The sequence below is a fragment of the Paenibacillus sp. cl123 genome (assembly GCF_900101595.1).
Lineage (GTDB): Bacteria > Bacillota > Bacilli > Paenibacillales > NBRC-103111 > Paenibacillus_G.
This window is the reverse complement of the sequence record NZ_FMYY01000001.1, coordinates 1-22376: the sequence shown is the minus strand read 5'-3', so window position 1 is coordinate 22376 and position 22376 is coordinate 1. Positions and strand designations below refer to the sequence as shown.

The window sequence follows — 22376 nt, the reverse complement described above, 5'->3', positions numbered from 1 at the left end:
CACTCCTTTGGCCGAAGGTTGCTTTCATCATACCATACGCGTCCCGCTCTTTCTCAGGAAGACGGGACTATCTTTGTCCCTGTAACATGTTCGACGGATGCGACACACTTTATCATCTGCGTCCCTCGGAAACGGGATATTCGGCTTGCCTAACGGGAACCAGAACCTCCACCTCCTACATATAGTAAGCACAGAGAACATCCATTTTTAACAAATTATTAATTGCACATCGGTTAACTTGGTATTATAATGAGTCTGACCGACAAGATAACTTGAGGTGGGATTAAGCATGGATATGAGTATCGTTTTAATGGGAGCGCTTGTCGGGCTGCTTGTCGGACTGACAGGAGTAGGCGGAGCCGCTTTATTAACCCCGCTCCTGGTGTTTTTGGGCATACAGCCTACCGTTGCGGTAGCCACAGATCTCTTCTATAACTCGGTTACCAAGCTGTTCGGCAGCATCCAGCATGTGCGTCAGAAGACGGTGAACGTTACCCTTGTCAAGCATCTGGCCTTGGGGAGCGTGCCAAGCGCCGTTCTGGCGATCCTGCTGTTGAAATTTTTCCCTCCGCTGCAAGGCTACCAGGACGCGATCATCAAGCATTCGCTGGGCATCGTTCTGATCGTCGTCGCTATCTTGAGCCTTGCCAAGGTATGGATTATGCCTGCCCGTCCGAACTCCCTTCAGGATAAGCCGCTTGCCGACAAGAAAGGGCTGTCTATCCTGATCGGCATTGTACTGGGCTTTATCGTCGGCTTGACCTCGATCGGCTCGGGTTCCCTGTTCGCTCTCGCCATGATGTTTTTCTACAGACTTAAGGCCGCCGAGCTCGTCGGCACCGATATCGTGCATGCCTTTCTGCTCGTATCCGCCGCCGGCATCATGCATGCGGGGTTCGGCAACATCGATTATATGCTGGCCTTCAACCTGCTGGCCGGCTCTATCCCCGGCGTGCTGGTCGGCAGCACCTTGTCGGCGAAAGTTCCCGCCAAGCCGCTGCGTACCGTCATGGCCGCCATTATCCTGATCAGCGGCATCAAGCTGACCGGCATTTCCTTTCTATAACCCTATCCGTCCGTGAGCTTTACGCCCCGCCCATGCAAAAAAAGCCAAAAGCATCCACTTCTGGCTCTGTCGCTAAGCTATCCATCGATGCTGCCGGCGGCCGCAATCCAACCGTTGCCATGCCGCCTATGCACCGCTTTCGCCTATTCAAGTTAAGGTCTCGCCGCGAGTCCGCGGGTTTTGACAATAATTTTGCGAATGCTGTCTTCGCTTAAGTGGAACTTGCCGATCAGCTCCGTCACGGAGTAACCGTTCTGATACAGCCGGAATATCTCATGGTTCCGCTTCTGAATCGTCAGCCGGGTGCCGTTGTTCTCGCCCCAGCCCGCACGGGTCTGATCCTTCTTCGGTACGTAGATGATCTCGCCTTGTATGTAGTCCTGCAGCTGCTTAAGCAGGTTAGGTGGCAATATATCCTTCCCATTCTTGTACCCCACCGATGAATGCCTCCTTTCGCGCCGTATTGGCGTTACTTCCGAAAGTCGTCAGCATTTTCATCTTCACACCTCCTATGAATGTGCCCTTGGATACACAGGATTCACTTAGGTCTTGAGGGCATACAAAAAAACCTCTGTCGAAGCTTTTCAAGGGGGCTTCCCGCTCCGCAGATCCAGCAAACAAAAAAAAACACGATCTGCCGATGCGTGCCCGAATGCCTCTTTATGTTCAGTTCCTGTAAAAGACGGGTTTCAGGTGACGGTGATGGAGAAAATGCTTATTCACTTGTCTTCAAATCCTCTTACTCTAATCATCAAGGCCGTGTTGAATACTACCGACATCACACGCCACTCCCTTCGTTAAAATGTATGCTTGAAGCATATTCCATATTATAAACTATTCTTTCCAAATATGTCTATCCTCGAAAAGGCGTTTCCGCCAAGGAATCGTCGGGAAGAAATTAGGAGGGGCCCCGAGAGGCCCCCGAAAAGCTGCCGGACACTTCCGCATCCGGCACCGGACTCCACGTCCAAAGCTCTTCTGCACAAGGTCTCCGCTTACGCAGAGACCACCTCGCTTGTTGTCATCATCGTTTCCGATCACTCCTTTCGTAGAGTGTTAGCTGGCCTGCTACAAGTACTATTAACTCATATGGGGACCGGCTCCCGCAAGGTGGAGAATAATTATATATATTTTATACCGGCTTATTCCGGCGTTTTAATGCTTTGCGCTTTACTCCCGGGGCTTCCCGTCCCAGACCACTTCCCAGTTCCGGTTCAGCGTTGCTTCGATCGTTCCCCGCTCCATGATGTACCCCGCCAGCAGCTCCGCCATATCGGTCGGAATATCCTTGACCACCGGCTTGCGCTGGAACATCGCATAATTGCCCCCTCCGGCAGCGCGGTAGTTGTTCATAACCACCTCGTACAGACCGTCAGGATCAAGCGGGGCATCCTGGAACCGCAGCTTCGTGACCCGCTGGCCGACGGGCTTCGATATATCGAGCGTATATTCGATCCCTTCCCACATGTCGTAATTGTAGTGCTGCGGCTTCGGATCGCTGAATGCGGCGCTGACTCGAATATCCCCTTGTCCATGATAGGTTTCGAAATAACCGGCCGTCTGCTCTAAGGCGGCCTCAATATCCCTTCCTCTTACCTGAATCACCTGCAGCGTATTCGGATAAATATAGTTGGATACGATATCGCGCATCGTGATGTGCTCCGGGAATCCCGGCGATATGTTGTCGAACAGCGCCGTATTGGATATAGGCGCGCCTGATATGTCCATCTGGACCCGGTTGATAAATTCGATCAGCGGATGCTCCCGCAGCCGGACATCCATCGGATCAAGCACGCGCATCTCTCCGACCAGCCGCCCGATCGGCTGATCCAGCCAAACCTGAGTCAACCGCTCATGCGGCTCTGCAAGCTCCAATATACGGGAATCGGCCGGCGCTCCTTGAGGAGAAAGCAGTTCGGACTCTACATCCGCTATGCGCCAGCGGCCCTCCGTATCGCGCTTCACGCGCAAAACCGCCTTGCCGATCCAGCCGCCTGCGCTGCCCGGCTGCAGCACGGGGACTCCGCAGACTTTCGTCCCGGCGATCGTTCGATGCTGATGGCCGGTCAGCAGCAGATCGATGCCATCCACCTCCAGGCACAGCGCATAGCCCTGATTCTCGCCGGTCTGCGGCTCCGTCGCCTCCCCCGTCTCCAGGTGCCGCTCGAAGCCCCCGTGGTAGGAAACGATCACGATGTCCGCCCCCTCCCGCTGACGCAGCTCGGACACCCAGCGCCCGGCCGTCTGCACGGCATCCTCGAAGCGCAACCCCGCTATATGCTCGGCTTTCTCCCAGTTGGGGATATAAGGAGTCGTAAGCCCCAGCACGGCCACCTTGACTTCTCCGAATGTCTTGATGATGTACGGCTTGCCGAGAAACGGCTGTCCGTCAGTCTCCTTCGTAATATTGGCGCACAGCCAAGGAAAGTTGGATTCCGCGGCCGCCTTGCGAAGCAGCCCCATCCCATAATTGAATTCATGATTCCCGACGACAGCGGCGTCATAGTCCAGCTCATTGAGACAAGCGATCATCGGATTCGGCTGGTCCCCGTTCAAGCGGGCATGATGATAAGCGAGCGGCGTCCCCTGGATCAGGTCACCGTTGTCGATAAGGAGCATATGCTCCGCCTTCCTGCGTTCGGCGCGAATCAAAGTCGCCAGCTTGGCTAATCCCGTTTCGGTCGGCTTATGATTTGCATATTGAATGGGCATGATATTCCCGTGAATGTCGGTCGTTTCCAATACGGTGATGGTGATTTCGGATTGATGGGAATGAGTCACAGCAGAGGTCAGCTCCAGTTTTGTAGTTTGATTTCTCTTATCTTAACAAATACAGGGAAAAAGAGCTACAATGTGAGATATGGGTCAGTTATCGTGACACATTCGGCTGCTTTCACAAAATTTTAATGATTCCTCGCTCCAATTTGTGGTATAGTCATAGGTGTTTGACACATTAACAGAATTAACAGGAGGTCAATTGTTATGTTTAAAAGAATGGCGGCTCTCAGCCTTTCCTTGATCCTGACGGCCGGAATCGCCGTCGGCTGCGGCACGAAAACCGAGACGCCGGGCGGACAAACTCCCGCTCCGTCCGATAACAAACAGGAGGCGCCCGCAGCCAAAGGCTTCGAACCGAAGGAGCTTCGCGTCCAATTCGTCCCTTCGCAAAGCGCTGAAACACTCGAAGCCAAGGCTAAGCCATTGGAGAAGCTGCTGGGGGACAAGCTCGGCATCCCGGTTAAGGTAACCGTCTCGACCAACTACAATACCGTTATCGAAGCTATGGCGTCCAAGCAGGTTGATATCGGCTTCCTGCCTCCCAACGCTTATGTGCTCGCGCATGATGAGAAGAAGGCGGCCGATCTGCTGCTGCAAGCCCAGCGCTATGGCATCGACGACGCTACAGGCGCGGAGACGACCGAGCTCGTAGATTTCTACAAGGCGATGATTATCGTCAAGAAGGATTCTCCGATCAAAACGCTGGCCGATCTGAAAGGCAAATCGATCGCATGGCAGGGGGTAACCTCCTCGGCAGGCTTCGTATGGCCGGCTAATGATATGAAGAAAGCCGGCGTCGACCCGGAGAAGGATGTCAAAGGTATCGAAGTTAAAGGCCATGACAAGGGCGTTCTCGCCGTATTGAACGGCCAAACCGACGCTGCGGCTATTTTCCAGGATGCCCGCAACACGGTCAAGAAAGACAAGCCGGACGTGTTCGAGCAAACCCGCGTGCTCGCCTTTACTTCCAAAATTCCTAACGATACAATCACTGTGCGCACCGATATGAGCCAAGCCTGGAAGGACAAGATTGCCAATGCATTCATCGAGATCGGCAAAGATCCGGAAGGCGGCAAAATCATTTACGAAGTATACTCGCACCGCGGCTACGTGAAGTCCGACGATAAAAATTTCGATATCGTCCGTGAATACTCCAAGGGTGTAGGCCAGTAATATCGGCTGTCCGAACCTGAGCTGCCCCCGTGGCGTCCATATGGCAAGAGCAACCAAACACAGCCTCCGCAATTATGCGGGGGCTGTGTTTTTACTGCAAAGCTCAGCAAGTATAAGCTCCGGTGGTTGTTCACCTCTTGAGCTATAAGAAATCGTATTGGGCGGCTCCGATCAGGAGCAGTTTATGTTGCGAACGGGATCGCCTTTCTTCCGCCGAATTTCCTGGCCCTGGCCCCATTTAAGAGAACAACGCGCGAACCGCTTCCGGGCGCAGTTCTTCCCGCTTCTCTCCTTTAAGATCCCGTTCATCCTCCAGGTACATAAACATCGCTTCCTGATCCTTCAGCATATGTCCGGTCAAGATGCATGCAGCCTCAGCCTCCCTGTCCACCACACCCGCCTCTTGAAGCTTGCGCAGTCCGGCAACAGATGCCGCCGATGCGGGTTCGCAGCCGATGCCGGATCGATCCGCCACCCGCTTTGCCGCGAAAATCTCTTCATCGGTCACCGACACCGTAACCCCGTCGAAATCCCTGAGCAGCGCGGCGGCTTTTCTCCAGCTGGGCGGATGCCCGATACATAGCGCGCTGGCCCGCGTTCGGGGAGACGGCTCAGGCACGAGCACGTCTGCGCCTGATGCCACCATCCGGTGGAAGGGAGACGCTCCCTCCGCCTGCACGACGGCAATTCGCGGCAGCTTATCGATCAGCCCTACGGCGAGCAGCTCCTTTAATCCTTTGCCAAGCGCCGTCATATTGCTTAGCGCGCCGCCCGGCAGCACGAGCCAGTCAGGCAGCCTCCAGCCAAGCTGCTGGGCGATCTCGTAGCCGATGCTCTTCTGCCCTTCGATCCGCCACGGATTGACCGAATTGCATACATACAGGCCCAGATCAGCCGCATGCCGCTGCAAGAATGCGATTCCATCGTCGTATGTCCCGGAAAAGCGTATCATCCGGCCGCCGTATGCCAGCGTTTGGCCGATCTTCCCTGCAGCCACTCCATGCTCGGGGACGAATACATAAGCTTCGGCTCCGCCCCAGGCCGCATACATGGCGAGCGAAGCCGAAGTATTTCCTGTCGAGGAACAGGCGAATCTGCTGTATCCCAAGGAAAGTCCCTGAGATACGGCGACGACCATGCCGTTGTCTTTGAACGAGCCGCTCGGATTTTCGCTCTGCGCCTTCAGCCATAGCCTGCGTACTCCTGCATAAGCTCTTACCTGCTCCGACGCATACAGTCCGGTGTTTCCTTCATTCCTTGTGACCGCGGCATGGAGAGGAAGCTCCGGATGAATCAGCTCTTTATATCGCCACACACCGCTTGCCTGCAGCGTTCCCCGCTCCTTCAGCCGCTCGTCGAAAATTCGCTTCAGCTTCTCCGCGTCCCAGTTGGCGCCTTCCTGCACGATCTGCATAAGACCGCCGCAGCGGCAGCTGAAGGCCACGGAGTCCAGCGGCTTTTCTTCCGCACATTCGGCACACACCATTTTCAATCTCATTGCGCTCACACCTTTCTCTTTTACATCACCATAAGGCATGAGCTATGATAAGTATAATATATTTAATTTAACGAAATATAAATTTATATTATGAATCTGATCCAGGAAGGATGAGACCGCTTGAAGCCGCTACGCATAAATCCCCATGGACTGCAGCTTCTCGACGCTGTCGCCCGCACAGGCAGCGTCACGAAAGCCGCGGAGCTGCTGCGCATCAGCCAGCCCGCCGTCACGATGCAGCTGCGCAAGCTGGAGCAGGAGGTGGGTCTGACGCTGCTCGCCTCCCGGGGAAGAGGCATTCTGCTGACAGAAGCCGGGCAATTTGTCGCGCTGCAGGCTAGACGGCTCGTAGCGCTGGAGGATGAGCTGAGCCTGCTGATCCATGAATACCGGGAAGGACGCACCGGCAGCCTGCGGCTGGCCGCCACTTATCTGCCGGCCAACTTTCTGCTGCCCGCCTGGATGTCGGGCTTCAAGCGGGCGGCCGAGAACGTCAAGCTTATACTGCATACGAGCAATGCGGACCGCGCGCTGGATATGCTGCTTACCTACGAAGCGGAGCTTGCCTTTGTAGGAGGCCGTCTGGAGGCCGGCAAGGGCCTCGTCCGTAAAGCTCTTGCCGAGGACCCGATGTGGTTCGTCGTGCCGCCTGGCCATCGTCTGGCAGACCGGGAGACGACTCTTGGCGAGATGCTGCAGGAGCCTTTCATTATGCGGGAGGAAGGCAGCTCTACCCGCAGCATGCTGATTTCCTTATGCAGGTCCCGGCATGTGGACATGCCGCGCATCGGACTTGAGCTCGGAGGCATGAATGAAGCGGTGCGCGCCGTAGCGGCCGGCTACGGGACGCTATTTGCTTCCGCGACCGAGGTTCGGGAGTTCATCGCCCGCGGAGAAGTCGCCCGGGTGCGGGTCCAGGTTCCCGGCCCTCCGATAACCAATCCGCTGGCCGTGTATTGGCGGGACGGCGATCCGCTATCCGTCCAAGCCGAGCGCTTTCTGGCCTGGATATTCGCGCATCCCGTCTCAGGCATCGAAGACTGAAGCTCCTGCAAGCAGCAAAAGCCCCGTTTTCCGAAATAACGGAAAGCAGGGCTTCTCTTGCAAGCTTCCGGCAAGCGCGGGAATCGCCGGTTCAGTTAGACCAGACGTCTGCGAATCGAAGAGGAAATGATATCGATGATCGTAACCATCACGATGATCCCGAGCAATATGATGCCGACCCGGTTCCAGGCGCGCGCCTCCAGCGCAAAGATCAGCGGAGCCCCGATACCGCCTGCTCCGATCAAGCCGAGAATAGACGCGGAACGGATATTGATCTCGAAGCGGTAGAGCGCGAACGAGAAGAAATGCGGCAGCACCTGCGGCATAACGGCGAACCACAGCACCTGCAGACGATTAGCCCCGCAGGCGGTCAATGCCTCCGACGGTCCGAGATCAAGGTTCTCGATCGCCTCGGAATACAGCTTGCCGAGCATTCCGATCGAATGCAGCCCGAGGGCGAGCACGCCCGCATAAGCGCCGGGGCCTACCGCTTTAATAAAGATAATGGCCATCACGATTTCCGGGAAAGTCCGGATCAAGCTGAGCATAAACTTTCCGCTGCCCGTTACCCAGCGGTGGCGGCTCATATTCGCTGCCGCCCAGAAAGCGAACGGGACACAGAGAATAGCCGAGATAAACGTCCCGATAATCGAGATGCCCAGCGTATCCAGCAAACCTCTCAGCAAATCCTCGCCTTCCGGATCGTAAACAAATCCCCAGTCGGGATTAAATAGTCCGCGCAAAATAGTTGCAAAGTCTTTGCCTGCGCTTTGTGTCAAGCCGGTATACTCGATGCCGGTGAACGACCATACGTAAACCGCCAGAACGATCAGCGCGACAAGCCAATAACGGATACGGAACTTTTTGGGTGGAACAGGTCTCGTTGTCATAGCAGCTTCTCCCTTACCTTGGTGCTGACATAGTCGATGATCAGAACGATCGCCAGCGTCAATAGGATGATAAGCGAAGAGCGATCATACCGGAATTGCTGCAGCGTGCGGTCGAGAAACAGCCCTATGCCGCCCGCTCCCACGAGTCCGAGCACGGCTGCCGCGCGTACATTGACCTCGAACGTGTACAGAAAATAAGCCATATACTGCGCAGCTACCTGAGGAACTACGCCAAATTGAATCCATTGCGCCTTATTCGCGCCAACGGCGGTCATCGCCTCCAGCGGACCGGGGTCGATAGCCTCGATCGATTCATAGGTCAGCTTGGCAACGAGACCGAAGGAGAAGAAGATCAGCGCCAAAATCCCCGGGATCGCGCCGATCCCGAATACCGCTACGAACAAGCCGGCGAACAGCAGCTCGGGGATCGTGCGGATCAGGTTCAAAATAAAGCGCGCCGGCTGATAAAGCCACGGCGTGCGCACAACGTTGCTCGCGGCGAGCAGCGCGATCGGAATGGCCAGCAGCCCGCCGATCGTCGTCCCGATAACCGCCATCTGAACCGTCTCCATCATAGGCGCCCAGACGACATCGATATAGCTCCAATCCGGGGGCACCATCTCGACGAGCAGCTTGCCCATCTCGGGAGCGCCGCTGATCAGCCTGGGCAGGCTCGAATCCGTATTCTCCGCGCTCCACCAGAGCAGCACGATAAGAAGCAGCGTCGTCATGTACGACTTCATCCGCGAAGGCTTCTGCAGTACGCGTTTGCGGTCGGAATCCGTCATCACGCATCCCCCCCGAGAAGCTCGTCCTTCTTGATCGCCCGGCCGTATATTTCCGAAAACTTCTCGTCCGTCGCTTCCGCAACCGGCCCGTCGAATACGACTTCGCCAGCGCGCAGCCCAATGATGCGCGTTGCATATTCCCGCGCCAGATCGATAAAGTGCAGATTGACGATCGTCGTAATGCCCAGCTCCTGATTGATCCGCTTCAAGTCGTCCATCACCTGGCGCGTCGTGAGCGGATCAAGGGAAGCGACAGGCTCGTCCGCCAGGATGATCTTGGCTTCCTGCGCCAGCGCACGGGCGATCGATACGCGCTGCTGCTGGCCCCCGGACAGCTCATCGGCGCGGGAGTACGCTTTGTTCATAATGTTGACCCGCTCCAGCGCGTTGAACGCCAGCTCAATGTCTTCCTTCGGGAACAGTCCGAGCAGCGTGCGAAGCGTTGAGTGGTAGCCGACCCGGCCGGAGAGTACGTTGCGCAGCACCGTGGAGCGCTTGACCAGATTGAAGCTCTGGAAGATCATCCCGATATCCCGGCGCATTCTGCGCAGCTCCGCTCCCGATGCGGCGGTGATGGAACGTCCGTCTATAAATATTTGACCGTCGGTAATTTCGTGAAGCCGGTTAATCGAGCGGAGCATAGTCGATTTGCCCGCTCCCGACAAGCCTACAATCACCACAAATTCGCCTTTGTGGATCGTTAGATTCAGCTTGTTCAAGCCCACGGTTCCGTTAGGATAAACTTTGGATACTTGCTTGAATTCGATCATCAGCTGCCATAAATCCCCTTTTGTTTGGAGTGTCCAACACAAAATTATTCGACATCAAACGCAATTATCCTCTTCTTGATTTCGCATTTACGCAACCTTAATTTTCCCAGTAGCTTTCCCTGTTCTCCCCGCTGCGATACGCTGACCCGTTTCATAGACCACGCCCGGCCTGATCCTCCCCCGTCAAGACCGAATACCGGTATAATAAAAATGGCGCTATCCATCGCCGGCAAATTGTTTTAGACTTAAACTATCAACATTTATTCAAAATTCATTCCTGACGATATTTCGAAGGAGAACGATTTGCCAGTGAAACAGCATGCTATGGATTCCTCCGATAAACAACGTTCCCATCTGAAAGCCGACTGCGCCAATTGCTTCGGCTTGTGCTGCGCTGCTCTGCCCTTTGCGGTTTCGGCCGATTTCGCCGTCGACAAACAGGCCGGGCAGCCCTGCACCCATCTGCAAACCGACTTTCGCTGCGGCGTGCATGCTCAGCTTCGTCAGTTGGGCTTCCGCGGCTGTACGGTCTATGATTGCTTCGGCGCCGGACAGCATCTGTCCCAGGTAACATACGGCGGACAGGACTGGCGTCAGACACCCGACCGCGCGCAGGAAATGTTCGATGCCTTCCCTATCATGCGGCATCTTCACGAGCTGCTCTGGTATTTGTCCGAGGCGCTGACGCTGAAGCCCGCCTCCGGGATGCGGGAGGCGCTGAGCGAGGCGCTCGATAAAACGGAACGCCTGACCCGGCTCAGTCCAGGCGAGCTTCTGGCGCTGGATGCAGGAGCGCATCGGGCAGAGGTCAATCTGCTCCTCCTTCGGACCAGCGAGCTTGTGCGAGAGGACGCTCTTCGCCGCTACCCGGCCGCTTCCAAGCGCCGGAAAACCTACAGCCGCGGCGCCGACCTCATCGGAGCGAAGCTCCAAGGTGCCGACCTGCGCGGGGCCAATCTGCGGGGCGCCTACCTGATCGCGGCCAACCTGCGAGGAGCGGATCTGCGGGGCGCCGATCTCATCGGGGCCGATCTCCGGGATGCGGAGCTGCATGGCGCAGATCTCACGGAGAGCCTGTTCCTCACCCAGGCTCAGCTGAATTCGGCAAAAGGAGATGCCTCCGTCAAGCTGCCGCCAATCCTCAGCCGGCCTGCTCATTGGTCATCCCGCTAAGCCGATGGAAGCGGGGCGTTATCTTGAACCTCCGCGGATATCGCCTGGGGGCACAGCAAAAAGGCCTCACCGCTAATCGTCCGGTGAAGCCTTTTTGCCATATTGGTTTTCGCCCTAGTTGCCGGCCACATCCCGCTTCGTAAAAAGCAGCCAGGAGATCAGATAGAACAGGACCGCATACGCCACAAGGACCGCTACCGAGAAGCCAAGCGTCATCCCTTCGACCGGCGGCTTCCCGCCTGTTACGTAGGGCGTCAAGTCCGTATTGGTGAACAGGAAGTATTTGACCCAATCATATTTCAGCCTGGCCAGAATCAGCACGACGCCGTCCTTCGTCAGCAGCAGGAAAATCGAAAGTCCGATAGCCAGCGAGCTGCTGCGGAACGCTGCGGAGATCATGAAGGCCAGCAGGACGGTCATCACTATACTCACCGTATCCAGCAGATACGTGCGGACAATATTGCCCATCGACTCGCCTCCCGGGAGGAGCGGCGCCCCCATGCCGAACAGGATCAAGCCTGTAAAGTATGAAAAGATGAAATGCAGCGCCAGCAGACCCAGCATGAAGAGCAGGGCCGCGATCAGCTTGGACGCCAGCACCTTGCTGCGGGACGCCGGCCGGATCAGCAGCAGCTTGATCGTTCCCCAGCTGAACTCGGAGGCGACGATATCTCCCGCGACAATCACGCTGAATATCGTGCATAAACCGGTCAAATAAGTGGTAGCGCCCATGAACTGGAGGACATTGGTATACGGCACTTCCAGCACAAATTTCATCAGGATGCCCGCCGTTATAACTGTAAAGATCAAAATCCCCATCATGATCCATGTACGCAGCCGATTATAGATTTTCATATTTTCATTCTGCACAAGCGACAGCAGACTAGACAATGCGATTCCCCCTTGTCACCTCAAGGAACTGCTCCTCAAGCGTTTTCGTCACGGTCCGAATGCTGTAGACGGCTATCCCCGCAGCCACGAGGCGCGCATTTAAGGCAGCTACCGTCTCCCTGCGGTCCGGCACCTGCACGGAGAGCTCGGAGCCGTTCGTCCGCGTCTCGCAGCCCGCTTCCAGCAGCACAGCAGAGGCTGAAGCCTGGTCACTTACCTCGAAGCGCACCTCCAGCTGCTCCGCTCCGCCGGCAGCTTCCTTGAAAGACCGCACATCCAGCAGCCGGCCATTCTGGATAATCGCAACCCGGTCGCACATCAGCTCCATCTCCGACAGCAGATGACTGGATACGATGACGGCCAGCCCTTCATCCTTGGCCAACATGCGCAAGTAATCACGCAGCTCGCGAATGCCCTCCGGATCGAGTCCGTTCGTCGGCTCGTCGAGAATAAGCACGGATGGGCGATGCAGGATCGCCTGCGCCACGCCGAGCCGTTGTCTCATCCCGAGCGAGTAAGTTTTCACCTTGTCATGAATCCGATTCTCCAGACGCACGAGCCGGATCACCTCATCGATCCGTTCCTTATCGACATTGGGCAGCATTCTGGCGAAATGAATCAAGTTCTGATACCCCGTCATGAAGCCGTAAAACTCCGGGTTCTCCACGATCGCGCCGACATGGCGCATGGCCTGTTCGAACTGCCGGCCCACGCTGAATTCGCGAATACGAATGTCCCCGGCCGATATCGACATCAGGCCGACCATCATCCGGATCGTCGTTGTTTTTCCTGCCCCGTTCGGCCCGAGGAACCCGAATACTTCACCGGGGCGCACCTCGAAGGTGAGTCCGTCGACGAGCGTTTTGGAGCCGATTTTTTTCGTTACCTGCGTTAGCTGTACGACTGATGCTACCATGCTTAACCTCCTGCCTCCTAAGCAATCTATCCTTATGGTCCGAAAGTTCTTCCGCACGTGAACCCGCACTGAATACATAAACTTTCTTTCTTTGCCCTAAAAAAAGGTATGGTATCTTCTCCAGCAGGAAAAGTATACCATACCTCTTCATTTCGACCAAACTAGCTTCATCCGATATTGTAAATTTGTTAACTTGCTTGCTGGTGGCCGCATTCAACTTTACGGGCCTTCACCGGTGCTTTTTTGCAGCTTTTTCGCAGTCTTGGCTGTTCCTAGCGGCAAAAACTTGTTCAAAACTTTGAATACCGTCTTCGATTCCTTGGTCAGGAGCGGGCCGAGAATCGCCAGGATAAGGACATAGAGCGCGGCAAATGGCTGAAGCAGAGGCAGCAGATCGCCTGCCTTGCCGATATTCGCCATTATAATCGAAAATTCTCCGCGCGACACAATGGTCAACCCGATATTCGCGGAAGCTTGCGGAGACAGCTTCGCACTTCGTCCTGCGACCATGCCCGCCGTGAAGTTACCGATCAGCGTGATAACAACCGCAGCGAGCGAAAGCCAGATCGCGCCGCCGAGGCCGAACGGATCAATGGTCAGACCGAAACTGAAGAAAAACAATGCCCCGAAGAAATCGCGGAAGGGCAAAATCATATGCTCGATCCGCTTCATATGCGCCGTCTCCGCGAGGACAAGACCAAAGAGCAGCGCCCCAATCGCCTCAGCGACATGAATGGTTTCCGAGAAGCCCGCCACAATCATCAGCGCGCCGAACACGACAAGAAGGAACAGCTCATTGGAGCGGATATTCAGCAGACGGTTCAGCAGCGGCAGCGCCTTGCGGCCTATCACGAGGAAGCCAAGCATGAAGCCCAGCGCGATGACAGCCGACATCGCAACCCCTGCTACGGAGGTGGCGCCACTGAGTACGAGGCCCGAGAGAATGGAGATATATACAGCGAGGAAAACATCCTCGAACATAATGATGCCAAGAATCATCTCCGTCTCTGGGTTGGCGGTGCGTTTCAAATCAACGAGCACTTTCGCTACAATCGCGCTGGAGGATATGGTCGTAATTCCCGCCACAACCAGCACTTCCATCCAGGGAAGATCGAACATAATCCCCAGAAGTACACCCAGGGTGAAATTGATGAGAATATAAATGGTTCCGCCGAAGGCGATGGACCGTCCTGACTTGATCAGACGGCCAACCGAAAACTCCAGTCCGAGGTAGAACAGCAGGAACAATACGCCAAGCCTGCCCATAAATTCGATGAGCGGAGCGCTCTCGATAAATCGGAAATCGAATATGCCCAGCTTCGGCGCATGAGGTCCGACGGCCATACCGATGAGGATGTAAAAAGGAACTACTGAAAAGCGCAGCTTCGCGGACAGCAGTCCTGCCGCCGCGATAAGCGCCACCGCCAAGCCGACCTCTAGTACGATGTGATCGCTCATGACGATTTCCCCGTTGCAAGCATGGCCTTAAGCGCCTTGAAGTGCCTGCGCTCTCCTGCAACGATGAGAACGGCATCGGCCGTCAGCACAACCTCTGGTCCTGGATTAATTTTCTTCTGATGAGATTTTTCTACGATAGCGATGATGCTTGCGCCCGTCTCCTGACGAATCTTCAGCTCGCCCACCGTCTTGCCTACACAGTCAAAATGCGGCTCGATCTTGTACCATTCGATGATCAGCTCGTCAAGCGCGACTTCGATGGTTTCCAGCGCCTTGGGCTTGTACTGCATCCCGCCTACGATGCTGGCGACAATACGTGCCTCGTCATCCTCGAGCGTCAGGACGGCAAGCGTCTCATCCGGGTCGCTAGCGTCAAACTGGTACAGCTCCCTGCGACCGTCATCATGGATAATCACAACCAATTTGTCTCCGCTTGCGGTAACGAGCTGGTACTTGCGCCCAATTCCGGGGAGATCGGTTTCTCGGATATTTGTCATTGTTGGTTTCCCTCCATTGTATAGTTTACCTAAACAATTGAAGGTTCCATACAACGTAATGGGAGGTAAACTTTAGAGGGCGAAGCAAACTTATTCGCAATCGGGTAGGAACTGTCGATGACATCACCAGGCCGGGCAGCCTGATTCTGATGCGTGACAGCAGCAGTTGCATATATGCGAAGGCCAGCGCAGACCGCGATCCGGTCCTGACCGGCTGCGGGTCGCCGGAGGATAAAACCTGTGAAAATCCCTTGCCGGCTGTGACGCCGGCTGTGCGGGTCGCCACGCTGACTTCAATAACGGGGGCAAGAAAAGAGAATAGGAGGATCACCGCAAATACCAGCACAAACGGCCTGCTTGCGCGGTTGTTGACCGTGCTAAAATTCATGGGTCCCCTCCTTCTCTAGGTGTTGGATTTCATTCATTTCAAGGCAGTAATTAATACAAGTGTATCATAATATAGCCGTTTAATTCAAATGACCGGCCTCTTTTTCATAATATTTGGCTAAGCTGACCATCATGCTGCCCATCCGTTCTTCTTCCGGCGCAATGATGCGGGTGACGCCTTCCTCGCGCAGCGCTTCCGCCGTAACCTTGCCTACGGCCACTGCGATTACGCCCCTATCGAACGCCTGCAAGACCCGGTCTGAGATACCGCGTTCCCGGGCGTACTGCATCAAAAATCTGACTTGGGGCGTGCTGGTGAAAGTGACGGCGTCAAGCTCGGAGCCGATGATCTCATCCAGCAGCCGATCAGCGACGGCCAGCTCCGGCGGAATGTGCCGATAAGGCAAAATTTCGTGGTAGTCGGCGCCCTGCTCCGTCAGCCATTGTACAAGCCTCGGCGCATGGTCGCCATACAGCTGAAGAGCTACCTTCTTCCCTTTCAAATCGCATCCTTCCATCGCTCGGATCAGCCCGTTGGTGGTTCCGTCATCGTCGCGAACAGCCGGATGGACACCCAGCTTTTTTAGCACATTGACTGTTTTGTAGCCTCGGGCGGCGACGTTGGCTTGCCCGAGCAGATGAACAAAAGCCTCTTTTTCGCCGATCGCTTCGGCCGCTTGTACCAGCAGCTCGGTGCCCACGCCGGTAGTTAGCAGCAACCAGTCTGCCCCGTTTACAAGCAGCTTTTTGACTTCCGCCTGCACCAGCTCATCCTCTACGGCTACCGTCCCCTGAGCAGGCCGGACCAAGGCAATACCGCCCATTTTCTCGACGATGGCGCTCATCTCTGCGGCCTTGCGCGGACCTGTGATAGCCACCCGTTTTCCGTGTAATCTGGACATTCTTATTCCCCTTTGCCGACAAGTTGATGTTTAGAATCCTCAAAATCTGGCGAATCTAATGCTAGGTTCAGCATAATTTGCTAGAGGAGGATTGATTTCTTAATGAATGGTATGACTCGCTGCGTCCTGACGTTACTCGCCTTACTCTGTGCAGCAGCTGCTTCGGCTCTCCCGCCGTCCTTATCCCGCGCTTCCGGCGATCCCTATGAATCTATCTTCGTCAATGATTTCTATATCGCTTCGGAAGACCCCGAACTGCTCGAGAATACGGACTCGCTTGATCACCAAACCGTTCTGCTGCCTTCCGCCATTCCTTACGAGGTTCAGTCCGGAGATACGCTGTACGCCATCTCCCGGTCGTTTGGCGTCAGCGTTCACGATATTGTGTCCACTAACGGGCTGGCGTCTCCCGATCGGCTGTCGATTGGGATGAAGCTGGACATTCCTGTAAGGGAGCCTGCCCTGCAGTGGGCAGACGGCCGAACCAACACGGTGAAGCAAGTTCTCTCCACAACCTTGACCGCCTATACGGCCGGCGTCGAATCAACCGGCAAGTCGCCTTCGCATCCGCAATATGGCATCACGTACAGCGGCAGCAAAGCGGAAGAAGGCCGGACGATAGCCGTAGATCCGAAAATAATTCCGATCGGAACAACCGTCTTTATTGATGGCATAGGAATACGCAAAGCGGAAGATACCGGCTCCGCCATCCGCGGCGCCCGCATAGACGTGTTTATGCAAGATGTGAACGAGGCGCTCCAGTTCGGTGTGAAGAAAAATGTGAAGGTATACGTTCTATCCAGCGATCAAACAGATACGCGAAGCTGACAGCCATTACCGTATCTTCATCATAATACAAAACCGCCTCCCGGCAACATTTTTTTTCGCGGATCGGGCACGCTAGAGATATCATCATTCGCCAAGCTTGCCTGCCTTGGCAAGCCGCGAGCCGGGAGGTTTCGTACCGATGAAGCATACCTTATGCCGGGCGGGCTGCTGGCTGTTTATCCCCCTTATCGTGATCACAGGCTGTGGACAGCAGCAGAAGCCTGAACAGCAGATCCAGTCCACGCAGCAAAACAACAAGCCGATCGATACCCAATTGCAGCAGCAGATGAAAATGTATCAGGAAATTAAGCAGCAGGAATTTGAGGTTGAGCAGAAAAAAAGGGAATCCGAGAAAAAACAATTAAAAAAACTTCAAGAAACCCAGGAAAAGGCTTTGAAGCATGATATCGAATATCAAAAAATGCTTCGCCGAAGCGGCAATCCCTGGGCGGCTACGAAGGAAAACAACTCCTCCGGCAACAGTCCGCAAAGCGGCAATGATCAGGGCGCGGGGGGGCAGAAAAAGTCTGAAGATAGTGAGATTACGAGCAAGGCTAAGAAGCTTGAGAATCCGCTTCGGGACAAAAAAAAATCCGAATAGTTCTCAAGCTATGTCAGATGCCTATAACCGGCAGCAATATGACCCCGGCGCTTTAGGGGTCTTTTGGCCTGCCTCCAGACTAGGCTTGGTTTAGCAGTTTGTTTTCTGCCGGAAATATGATACGATCCTCTCATCGGCATAATAGGGGGAACTTCTCATGGAACATATTCATGATGAACAAGAATTTCTGGAATCGCTCGTACAAGGAATAGCCGCCCAATTCGGCGAACAATGCGAGGTCGTGCTTCACGACCTGACCCGGCCCTACGAAAGCACGATCGCCGCCATCTCCAACGGCCACATTACCGGACGCAAGGTAGGGGACCCTGGCACTAATCTTGGGCTGGAGCTGCTGCGCGGCACTACGGACAACGGCAACCGGATGAACTATATCACCCAAACCAAGGACGGGCGAATTCTCCGCTCCACTTCCCTTTACATGAAAAACAAGGAAGGCAAGAGCATTGGCGCTCTCTGCATCAACTTCGACATCACCAACCTGGTTATGGCCGAAAAAACCTTGCAATCGCTGACTGCCGCAACCCTTCAACCCGACGTAAATGAAGCGTTCGTCACTAATGTCAACGACCTGCTCGATATGCTGATCCAGGAGACCCAGGATGTGATCGGCAAGCCTGTCGCCGTGATGAGCAAGGAAGATAAGATGAAATTCATCTCGCTGCTTGACCAGAAAGGCGCGTTCCTGATCAAGAAAGCCGGCGACAAAATCTCTACCTATCTCAGCATCTCCAAATTCACCATGTATAATTATCTCGAAGAATCCAAGCAGAGCGCAGACACGCCTTAGGCTCAAGAGCGGTACCGGGATGCCGGATTGCTTCTAGGTCCCTAGGCCTTTAGCCTAGTCTGCCCATGCAGTGTCATCCTCCGGCTCTGCAGCGCCTTGGTCCTCATTCATGGTTTATTTTGCTTGCGCACGATGTATAGTCCATTCTCCTCCGACCATTCGGCAAAGTTAACCTGCTCAGTCCCGGAGCAGCCGCGCTGCTGCAGCTCCTGCCGCAGCCACTCCTTACTCTTTCCAATCTGCCTTAATCCCTCTTCACGCACCTCTCCATCCATGACCAAGACCTTGGCGAGCTCGCTCTTCCGGTCGGGCAGCTTCAAATCTCCCCGAGTGACCGTCTCATGTTCGGATTTGCGAAGCACGCTTAGGCTGCCATTCGTCTCCAGCACGGCGAAGGCCACCTCGGCCAGGTAGAACACATCCCGCTGCCTCAGCATCGTCCGCAGTTGTTCCATATCTACATTGTTGCGGTCAAGCTCCCGCTGATTGACGGTTCCATTCACAATCAGCAGCGAGGGCTCCCCCTCCAGCGGCTTCTTAAGCCGGCGGCTGCGGTACACGAGCCTATCCATCGCAAAGCTGAGCAGCATCCAGAAGGCGAGGGCATACACGAGCGGACCGTATCCGACATCGTCGCTGTATATGGTGTTTCCCACCAGCTCACTAAGCATCAGGGCTGACACGAAATCAAAAGGCGTCAGCTGAGCTATCTCCTTCTTGCCCAGCAATCTTGTAATGATCCACAAGCCGGCGAATCCGATCACCAGCTTTAGCGATATTGGCACCAGGCTCATCCCAAACCCTCCCGTCCGTTTCTTGCACCTTCATTAAACGCAGGGTATCGGCTTGAATCTTAATCTCTCTCGATGACCTGATCCCGTCTGGGACCGTTGGATATATAACGAACCGGAACTCCGATCAAATGCTCTATATGCCGTACATAAGCCTTAGCTTCTTCCGGCAGCTGCCTAAACGTACGAACTTCACTAATATCCGACTTCCAGCCGGGCAGATTCTCAAATACAGGGGCTGACCGCCCGATTCGTGCGGATACCGGGAATGCCGTTTCTGCGACTCCGTCAAGCTGATAGGCGGTGCAAATCAGAATTTCATCCAAATATCCGAGCACATCGAGATTCGTCAACGCCGCCTCCGTCGCTCCCTGGAGCATACAGCCATAGCGAGTGGCTACGGCATCGAACCAGCCCATCCTGCGCGGCCGTCCTGTGTTAACCCCGTACTCCCCCGCATCGCCCCCCCTCCGGCGCAATTCATCGGCTTCTGATCCGTGGATTTCCGTTACGAACGGCCCTTCGCCGACACAGCTCGAATAAGCTTTCACAACAGCTACGATGCGCTGGATGGCATGAGGAGGAAGCCCCGCCCCTACTGCAGCGAATCCTGCGAGAGGGGAAGACGATGTCGAGAACGGGTAAATGCCGTGATCCGGATCACGAAGCGCTCCCAACTGTCCTTCGAGCAGCACCTTCTCTCCTCGGCGCCAGGCCTCCTGGAGCAGGATCGTCGTATTGCAGACGAAGGGCTTTATCCGCTCCCCTTCAGCCTCAAGCTCCCTCAGAACGGCTTCAGCGCTAATCTCAGCCTTGTTATACAATTGACGCAGCAGTACATTTTTACCCACCAGCATACATTCGACACGGCTTTTTAATCGCTCGGGTTCGAACAGATCCGCTACCTGAATGCCAAGCTTCATATATTTGTCGCTGTAGAAAGGCGCAATGCCCGATTTCGTTGAACCGAACCGACGATCCCCAAGCCTGTCTTCCTCCAATTCATCCAATAGCTTATGAATGCCAAGCAGCACTTGAGCGCGGTCCGAGATCAAGAGAGACGGCTCCGGCACACCTCTGGCGATCAGCATCTCTCTTTCCTTCCAGAAGTCGGGAAGATGCAGAGCGACTCCAGGACCGATCACATTAACCGTGCCGGTATGGAATACTCCCGAAGGAAGCAGCCTCAACGCAAACTTCCCGTAGGAATTAACGACCGTATGTCCCGCATTGCTCCCGCCCTGAAACCTTACGACATAACGCGCTTCCTCAGCCAGCACATCCGTCATCTTCCCTTTGCCTTCGTCTCCCCAATTCGCTCCCACCACGGCTGTCACACTCATAAAATCCTCTCCCTTGGCACTTGAGTTCTTCCATTCGCATTCATTATAATCAAGGTAATGATATAAATATAATGAATGTTACTAATCTCTGTCATAAATGGAGTTGATGAAATGTCCGAGCATCTGGAAGGCTATCGTGTATTTTATTGCGCAGCCAAAGCGGGGAGTTTAACTAAAGCGGCGGAACAGCTTTTTTTGACCCAACCCGCTGTCACCCATGCCATCAAACAGTTGGAGAGCAAGCTGGGCGGCCCGCTTTTTTTCCGAACAGCCAAGGGCGTACAGCTTACCGGAGAAGGTCAGGTTTTATTCACCTATATTGAGCAAGGCTTGCAGCTCATTCATACGGGTGAACGTCTACTGGCCGACATGCGTCAGCTTGAGGCAGGCGACATTCGTATAAGCGCAGGAGATACGCTGTGCAAGCATTATTTGCTGCCGTCTCTGGCCTCCTTTCACCTTATCTATCCCGGAATCCGCATTCATGTCACGAATCGGACTACCTTGGAAACGATCGCTTTGCTGAAGGAGGGCGCTATCGATATCGGCATTGTCAACTTGCCCTTGCCTGCAGACAAGCTGCCTGTCGCAAAGAATAAGCTGCACATCCGCGAAGTTATGCAGATCCAGGATTGCTTTGTCGCCGGCGCTGCTTTCAAGCATCTTTCGGAAATACCGATTTCAATGGAAGCCCTGCTCTCTTATCCGATCATCCTGCTCGAATCGGGCAGCAGCATACGTCACTACATCGACATGCACGCTGCCGGTCTGGGAGTGAGGCTGAAGCCCGAGATCGAATTGGGCAGTATAGACTTGCTGGTCGACTTCGCCCGCACCGGATTGGGTATCTCCTGCGTCATCCGCAATTTCATTGCACAAGAGCTTGCCAGCCAACAACTGTATGAGCTTCAGCTAACCGAACCGATTCCGCCCAGACATATCGGCGTCGTTTCGCTTAGCGGCGTTCCGCTTTCCTCCGCGGCTCAGAGGTTTGTAGACCGGCTGTTGGACGGCACCCTCTAAGCCCAGTAGGCAGGTAATCTTTGTACGCAAAAAAACTCTTAAAATCAGAAAACAACTGATCCTAAGAGTTTTACTATTTCAGTCATATGTACACTTTGTAGTTCGATGAAGCTATAATGGCGTGCCCTGAGAGATGCGGCCTTTGGCCGACTGCGAAGTATTCCTTCCGAAGCGCAGCTCCGACGAACTCCTTCGTTCGAATCTAAGTCTCAGTTCACTTTGTAGTTCGATGAAGTTATAATGGCGTGCCCTGAGAGATTCGAACTCCCGACCTTTTGATTCGTAGTCAAACGCTCTATCCAGCTGAGCTAAGGGCACATGCAATCGGGATACCGGCTTTGGCAAAGTCGGTATCCCGATTAGTTGTTTCAAGATGCGCTCGAGAGGACTCGAACCTCCACGGGGGGTTAGCCCACACGGACCTGAACCGTGCGCGTCTGCCAATTCCGCCACGAACGCATATGAATGATGGTGCGGTTGAGAGGACTCGAACCTCCACGAGCGTACGCCCACTACCCCCTCAAGATAGCGTGTCTGCCATTCCACCACAACCGCGTAACAAGATTAAACGTGAGCCATGTAGGACTCGAACCTACGACACCCTGATTAAAAGTCAGGTGCTCTACCAACTGAGCTAATGGCTCATACTAAAATACTGGTGGAGGCTGATGGATTCGAACCACCGAACTCGTCAGAGAACAGATTTACAGTCTGCTGCGTTTGGCCACTTCGCTAAGCCTCCGTGTTACTA

Annotated in this window: 22 protein-coding genes and 5 tRNA genes; 8 read left to right on the top strand and 19 right to left on the bottom strand. The window is 54.8% G+C overall.

The genetic code is table 11. The features are described from left to right. The first annotated feature begins 289 nt into the window (after positions 1 to 289). Positions 290 to 1066 carry a sulfite exporter TauE/SafE family protein gene (locus BLR08_RS00135; protein WP_072338081.1) on the top strand — a complete coding sequence of 259 codons (777 nt, stop codon included), beginning with the start codon at positions 290 to 292 and terminating at the stop codon, positions 1064 to 1066. Between the two features lie 152 nt (positions 1067 to 1218). Here BLR08_RS00135 and BLR08_RS00130 read toward each other — a convergent pair whose 3' ends face one another. Next, positions 1219 to 1503: a CD3324 family protein gene (locus tag BLR08_RS00130; protein ID WP_072338080.1), complete on the bottom strand. Its 285-nt coding sequence runs from the start codon at positions 1501 to 1503 to the stop codon at positions 1219 to 1221. 733 nt (positions 1504 to 2236) lie between these two features. Then, a complete protein-coding gene (locus tag BLR08_RS00125; RefSeq protein ID WP_072338079.1) occupies positions 2237 to 3847 on the bottom strand; it encodes a bifunctional metallophosphatase/5'-nucleotidase in 1611 nt (536 codons plus the stop codon). Positions 3848 to 4048: 201 nt separating this feature from the next. Here BLR08_RS00125 and BLR08_RS00120 point away from each other — a divergent pair, with 201 nt between their 5' ends. Further along, positions 4049 to 5017 (top strand): phosphate/phosphite/phosphonate ABC transporter substrate-binding protein, encoded by a 969-nt coding sequence (locus BLR08_RS00120; protein ID WP_072338078.1) that lies wholly within the window; start codon positions 4049 to 4051, stop codon positions 5015 to 5017. 238 nt (positions 5018 to 5255) lie between these two features. On the opposite strand, the gene thrC is transcribed toward BLR08_RS00120, so the two are convergent. Next, positions 5256 to 6509, bottom strand: a complete 1254-nt coding sequence (gene thrC, locus BLR08_RS00115) for a threonine synthase (protein ID WP_083537566.1) — start codon at positions 6507 to 6509, stop codon at positions 5256 to 5258. A gap of 126 nt (positions 6510 to 6635) precedes the next feature. Between thrC and BLR08_RS00110 the strand changes: the two genes are divergently transcribed. After that, positions 6636 to 7559 carry a LysR family transcriptional regulator gene (locus BLR08_RS00110; protein WP_256257848.1) on the top strand — a complete coding sequence of 308 codons (924 nt, stop codon included), beginning with the start codon at positions 6636 to 6638 and terminating at the stop codon, positions 7557 to 7559. Positions 7560 to 7654: 95 nt separating this feature from the next. Here BLR08_RS00110 and phnE (BLR08_RS00105) read toward each other — a convergent pair whose 3' ends face one another. From phnE (BLR08_RS00105) to phnC, 3 genes are read right to left on the bottom strand one after another with little or no spacing between them, the layout of a single operon-like run. Next, positions 7655 to 8449 (bottom strand): phosphonate ABC transporter, permease protein PhnE, encoded by a 795-nt coding sequence (gene phnE, locus BLR08_RS00105; RefSeq protein WP_072338076.1) that lies wholly within the window; start codon positions 8447 to 8449, stop codon positions 7655 to 7657. Continuing rightward, entirely contained in the window at positions 8446 to 9237 is a 792-nt protein-coding gene (gene phnE, locus BLR08_RS00100; RefSeq protein WP_072338075.1) for a phosphonate ABC transporter, permease protein PhnE, read from the bottom strand. The genes phnE (BLR08_RS00105) and phnE (BLR08_RS00100) overlap by 4 nt, the downstream gene beginning before the upstream one ends. Further along, positions 9237 to 10007 carry a phosphonate ABC transporter ATP-binding protein gene (gene phnC, locus BLR08_RS00095; RefSeq protein WP_072338074.1) on the bottom strand — a complete coding sequence of 257 codons (771 nt, stop codon included), beginning with the start codon at positions 10005 to 10007 and terminating at the stop codon, positions 9237 to 9239. Before phnC ends, phnE (BLR08_RS00100) begins: the two co-directional genes overlap by 1 nt. A 324-nt stretch (positions 10008 to 10331) precedes the next feature. On the opposite strand from phnC, the gene BLR08_RS00090 reads away from it, so the two are divergent. Further along, positions 10332 to 11180, top strand: coding sequence for a pentapeptide repeat-containing protein (locus BLR08_RS00090; RefSeq protein WP_072338101.1), 849 nt, complete (start codon positions 10332 to 10334; stop codon positions 11178 to 11180). Between the two features lie 114 nt (positions 11181 to 11294). On the opposite strand, the gene BLR08_RS00085 is transcribed toward BLR08_RS00090, so the two are convergent. The 6 genes from BLR08_RS00085 to BLR08_RS00060 all read right to left on the bottom strand — a co-directional run bounded on the left by BLR08_RS00085 (position 11295) and on the right by BLR08_RS00060 (position 16231). Then, positions 11295 to 12071 (bottom strand): ABC transporter permease, encoded by a 777-nt coding sequence (locus BLR08_RS00085; protein WP_072338073.1) that lies wholly within the window; start codon positions 12069 to 12071, stop codon positions 11295 to 11297. Beyond that, positions 12064 to 12987: an ABC transporter ATP-binding protein gene (locus tag BLR08_RS00080; RefSeq protein ID WP_072338072.1), complete on the bottom strand. Its 924-nt coding sequence runs from the start codon at positions 12985 to 12987 to the stop codon at positions 12064 to 12066. The genes BLR08_RS00085 and BLR08_RS00080 overlap by 8 nt, the downstream gene beginning before the upstream one ends. A 219-nt stretch (positions 12988 to 13206) precedes the next feature. Then, complete coding sequence (locus tag BLR08_RS00075) at positions 13207 to 14445, bottom strand: cation:proton antiporter (protein WP_072338071.1); 1239 nt, start codon at positions 14443 to 14445, stop codon at positions 13207 to 13209. After that, a complete protein-coding gene (locus BLR08_RS00070) occupies positions 14442 to 14942 on the bottom strand; it encodes a cation:proton antiporter regulatory subunit (protein WP_072338070.1) in 501 nt (166 codons plus the stop codon). The genes BLR08_RS00075 and BLR08_RS00070 overlap by 4 nt, the downstream gene beginning before the upstream one ends. 25 nt (positions 14943 to 14967) lie before the next feature. After that, complete coding sequence (locus tag BLR08_RS00065) at positions 14968 to 15330, bottom strand: hypothetical protein (RefSeq protein WP_072338069.1); 363 nt, start codon at positions 15328 to 15330, stop codon at positions 14968 to 14970. A 79-nt stretch (positions 15331 to 15409) separates the two neighbouring features. Then, complete coding sequence (locus BLR08_RS00060; RefSeq protein WP_072338068.1) at positions 15410 to 16231, bottom strand: uroporphyrinogen-III synthase; 822 nt, start codon at positions 16229 to 16231, stop codon at positions 15410 to 15412. 102 nt (positions 16232 to 16333) lie between these two features. Here BLR08_RS00060 and BLR08_RS00055 point away from each other — a divergent pair, with 102 nt between their 5' ends. The 3 genes from BLR08_RS00055 to BLR08_RS00045 all read left to right on the top strand — a co-directional run bounded on the left by BLR08_RS00055 (position 16334) and on the right by BLR08_RS00045 (position 18468). Beyond that, positions 16334 to 17059 carry a 3D domain-containing protein gene (locus BLR08_RS00055; RefSeq protein WP_072338067.1) on the top strand — a complete coding sequence of 242 codons (726 nt, stop codon included), beginning with the start codon at positions 16334 to 16336 and terminating at the stop codon, positions 17057 to 17059. Positions 17060 to 17198: 139 nt separating this feature from the next. Further along, on the top strand, positions 17199 to 17660 hold the full coding sequence (locus BLR08_RS00050; RefSeq protein WP_072338066.1) for a hypothetical protein: 462 nt from the start codon (positions 17199 to 17201) through the stop codon (positions 17658 to 17660). 157 nt (positions 17661 to 17817) lie between these two features. Further along, positions 17818 to 18468, top strand: coding sequence for a helix-turn-helix transcriptional regulator (locus tag BLR08_RS00045; RefSeq protein ID WP_072338065.1), 651 nt, complete (start codon positions 17818 to 17820; stop codon positions 18466 to 18468). Between the two features lie 107 nt (positions 18469 to 18575). On the opposite strand, the gene BLR08_RS00040 is transcribed toward BLR08_RS00045, so the two are convergent. Together BLR08_RS00040 and BLR08_RS00035 are read right to left on the bottom strand one after the other, a co-directional pair. Beyond that, positions 18576 to 19262: a DUF421 domain-containing protein gene (locus tag BLR08_RS00040; RefSeq protein ID WP_072338064.1), complete on the bottom strand. Its 687-nt coding sequence runs from the start codon at positions 19260 to 19262 to the stop codon at positions 18576 to 18578. Positions 19263 to 19321: 59 nt separating this feature from the next. Then, positions 19322 to 20602 carry an adenylosuccinate synthase gene (locus BLR08_RS00035; protein WP_072338063.1) on the bottom strand — a complete coding sequence of 427 codons (1281 nt, stop codon included), beginning with the start codon at positions 20600 to 20602 and terminating at the stop codon, positions 19322 to 19324. A 111-nt stretch (positions 20603 to 20713) separates the two neighbouring features. Between BLR08_RS00035 and BLR08_RS00030 the strand changes: the two genes are divergently transcribed. Then, positions 20714 to 21625: a LysR family transcriptional regulator gene (locus BLR08_RS00030; RefSeq protein WP_072338062.1), complete on the top strand. Its 912-nt coding sequence runs from the start codon at positions 20714 to 20716 to the stop codon at positions 21623 to 21625. A gap of 241 nt (positions 21626 to 21866) precedes the next feature. Here the strand turns inward: BLR08_RS00030 and BLR08_RS00025 are convergent. From BLR08_RS00025 to BLR08_RS00005, 5 genes are all read right to left on the bottom strand, one after another. Further along, positions 21867 to 21943, bottom strand: a tRNA-Arg gene (locus BLR08_RS00025). Positions 21944 to 21999: 56 nt separating this feature from the next. Continuing rightward, a tRNA-Leu gene (locus BLR08_RS00020) sits at positions 22000 to 22084 on the bottom strand. Between the two features lie 10 nt (positions 22085 to 22094). Beyond that, positions 22095 to 22180: transfer RNA gene (locus BLR08_RS00015), tRNA-Leu, on the bottom strand. A gap of 16 nt (positions 22181 to 22196) precedes the next feature. Further along, positions 22197 to 22269 (bottom strand) — tRNA-Lys (locus BLR08_RS00010). Between the two features lie 12 nt (positions 22270 to 22281). Further along, positions 22282 to 22367 (bottom strand) — tRNA-Tyr (locus BLR08_RS00005). Positions 22368 to 22376: the final 9 nt, after the last annotated feature.

What these genes read in the sequence shown, in the direction of transcription:
- BLR08_RS00045 (WP_072338065.1), top strand. Translation starts at nt 17,818, where the DNA reads ATGGAACATATTCATGATGAACAAGAATTTCTGGAATCGCTCGTACAA.
- BLR08_RS00135 (WP_072338081.1), top strand. Translation starts at nt 290, where the DNA reads ATGGATATGAGTATCGTTTTAATGGGAGCGCTTGTCGGGCTGCTTGTC.
- BLR08_RS00035 (WP_072338063.1), bottom strand. Translation starts at nt 20,602, where the DNA reads ATGAGTGTGACAGCCGTGGTGGGAGCGAATTGGGGAGACGAAGGCAAA.
- BLR08_RS00080 (WP_072338072.1), bottom strand. Translation starts at nt 12,987, where the DNA reads ATGGTAGCATCAGTCGTACAGCTAACGCAGGTAACGAAAAAAATCGGC.
- BLR08_RS00065 (WP_072338069.1), bottom strand. Translation starts at nt 15,330, where the DNA reads ATGAATTTTAGCACGGTCAACAACCGCGCAAGCAGGCCGTTTGTGCTG.
- BLR08_RS00030 (WP_072338062.1), top strand. Translation starts at nt 20,714, where the DNA reads ATGTCCGAGCATCTGGAAGGCTATCGTGTATTTTATTGCGCAGCCAAA.
- phnE (WP_072338075.1), bottom strand. Translation starts at nt 9,237, where the DNA reads ATGACGGATTCCGACCGCAAACGCGTACTGCAGAAGCCTTCGCGGATG.
- BLR08_RS00040 (WP_072338064.1), bottom strand. Translation starts at nt 19,262, where the DNA reads ATGAGCCTGGTGCCAATATCGCTAAAGCTGGTGATCGGATTCGCCGGC.
- BLR08_RS00050 (WP_072338066.1), top strand. Translation starts at nt 17,199, where the DNA reads ATGAAGCATACCTTATGCCGGGCGGGCTGCTGGCTGTTTATCCCCCTT.
- phnC (WP_072338074.1), bottom strand. Translation starts at nt 10,007, where the DNA reads ATGATCGAATTCAAGCAAGTATCCAAAGTTTATCCTAACGGAACCGTG.
- phnE (WP_072338076.1), bottom strand. Translation starts at nt 8,449, where the DNA reads ATGACAACGAGACCTGTTCCACCCAAAAAGTTCCGTATCCGTTATTGG.
- BLR08_RS00075 (WP_072338071.1), bottom strand. Translation starts at nt 14,445, where the DNA reads ATGAGCGATCACATCGTACTAGAGGTCGGCTTGGCGGTGGCGCTTATC.
- BLR08_RS00120 (WP_072338078.1), top strand. Translation starts at nt 4,049, where the DNA reads ATGTTTAAAAGAATGGCGGCTCTCAGCCTTTCCTTGATCCTGACGGCC.
- BLR08_RS00090 (WP_072338101.1), top strand. Translation starts at nt 10,332, where the DNA reads ATGGATTCCTCCGATAAACAACGTTCCCATCTGAAAGCCGACTGCGCC.
- BLR08_RS00055 (WP_072338067.1), top strand. Translation starts at nt 16,334, where the DNA reads ATGAATGGTATGACTCGCTGCGTCCTGACGTTACTCGCCTTACTCTGT.
- BLR08_RS00070 (WP_072338070.1), bottom strand. Translation starts at nt 14,942, where the DNA reads ATGACAAATATCCGAGAAACCGATCTCCCCGGAATTGGGCGCAAGTAC.
- BLR08_RS00060 (WP_072338068.1), bottom strand. Translation starts at nt 16,231, where the DNA reads ATGTCCAGATTACACGGAAAACGGGTGGCTATCACAGGTCCGCGCAAG.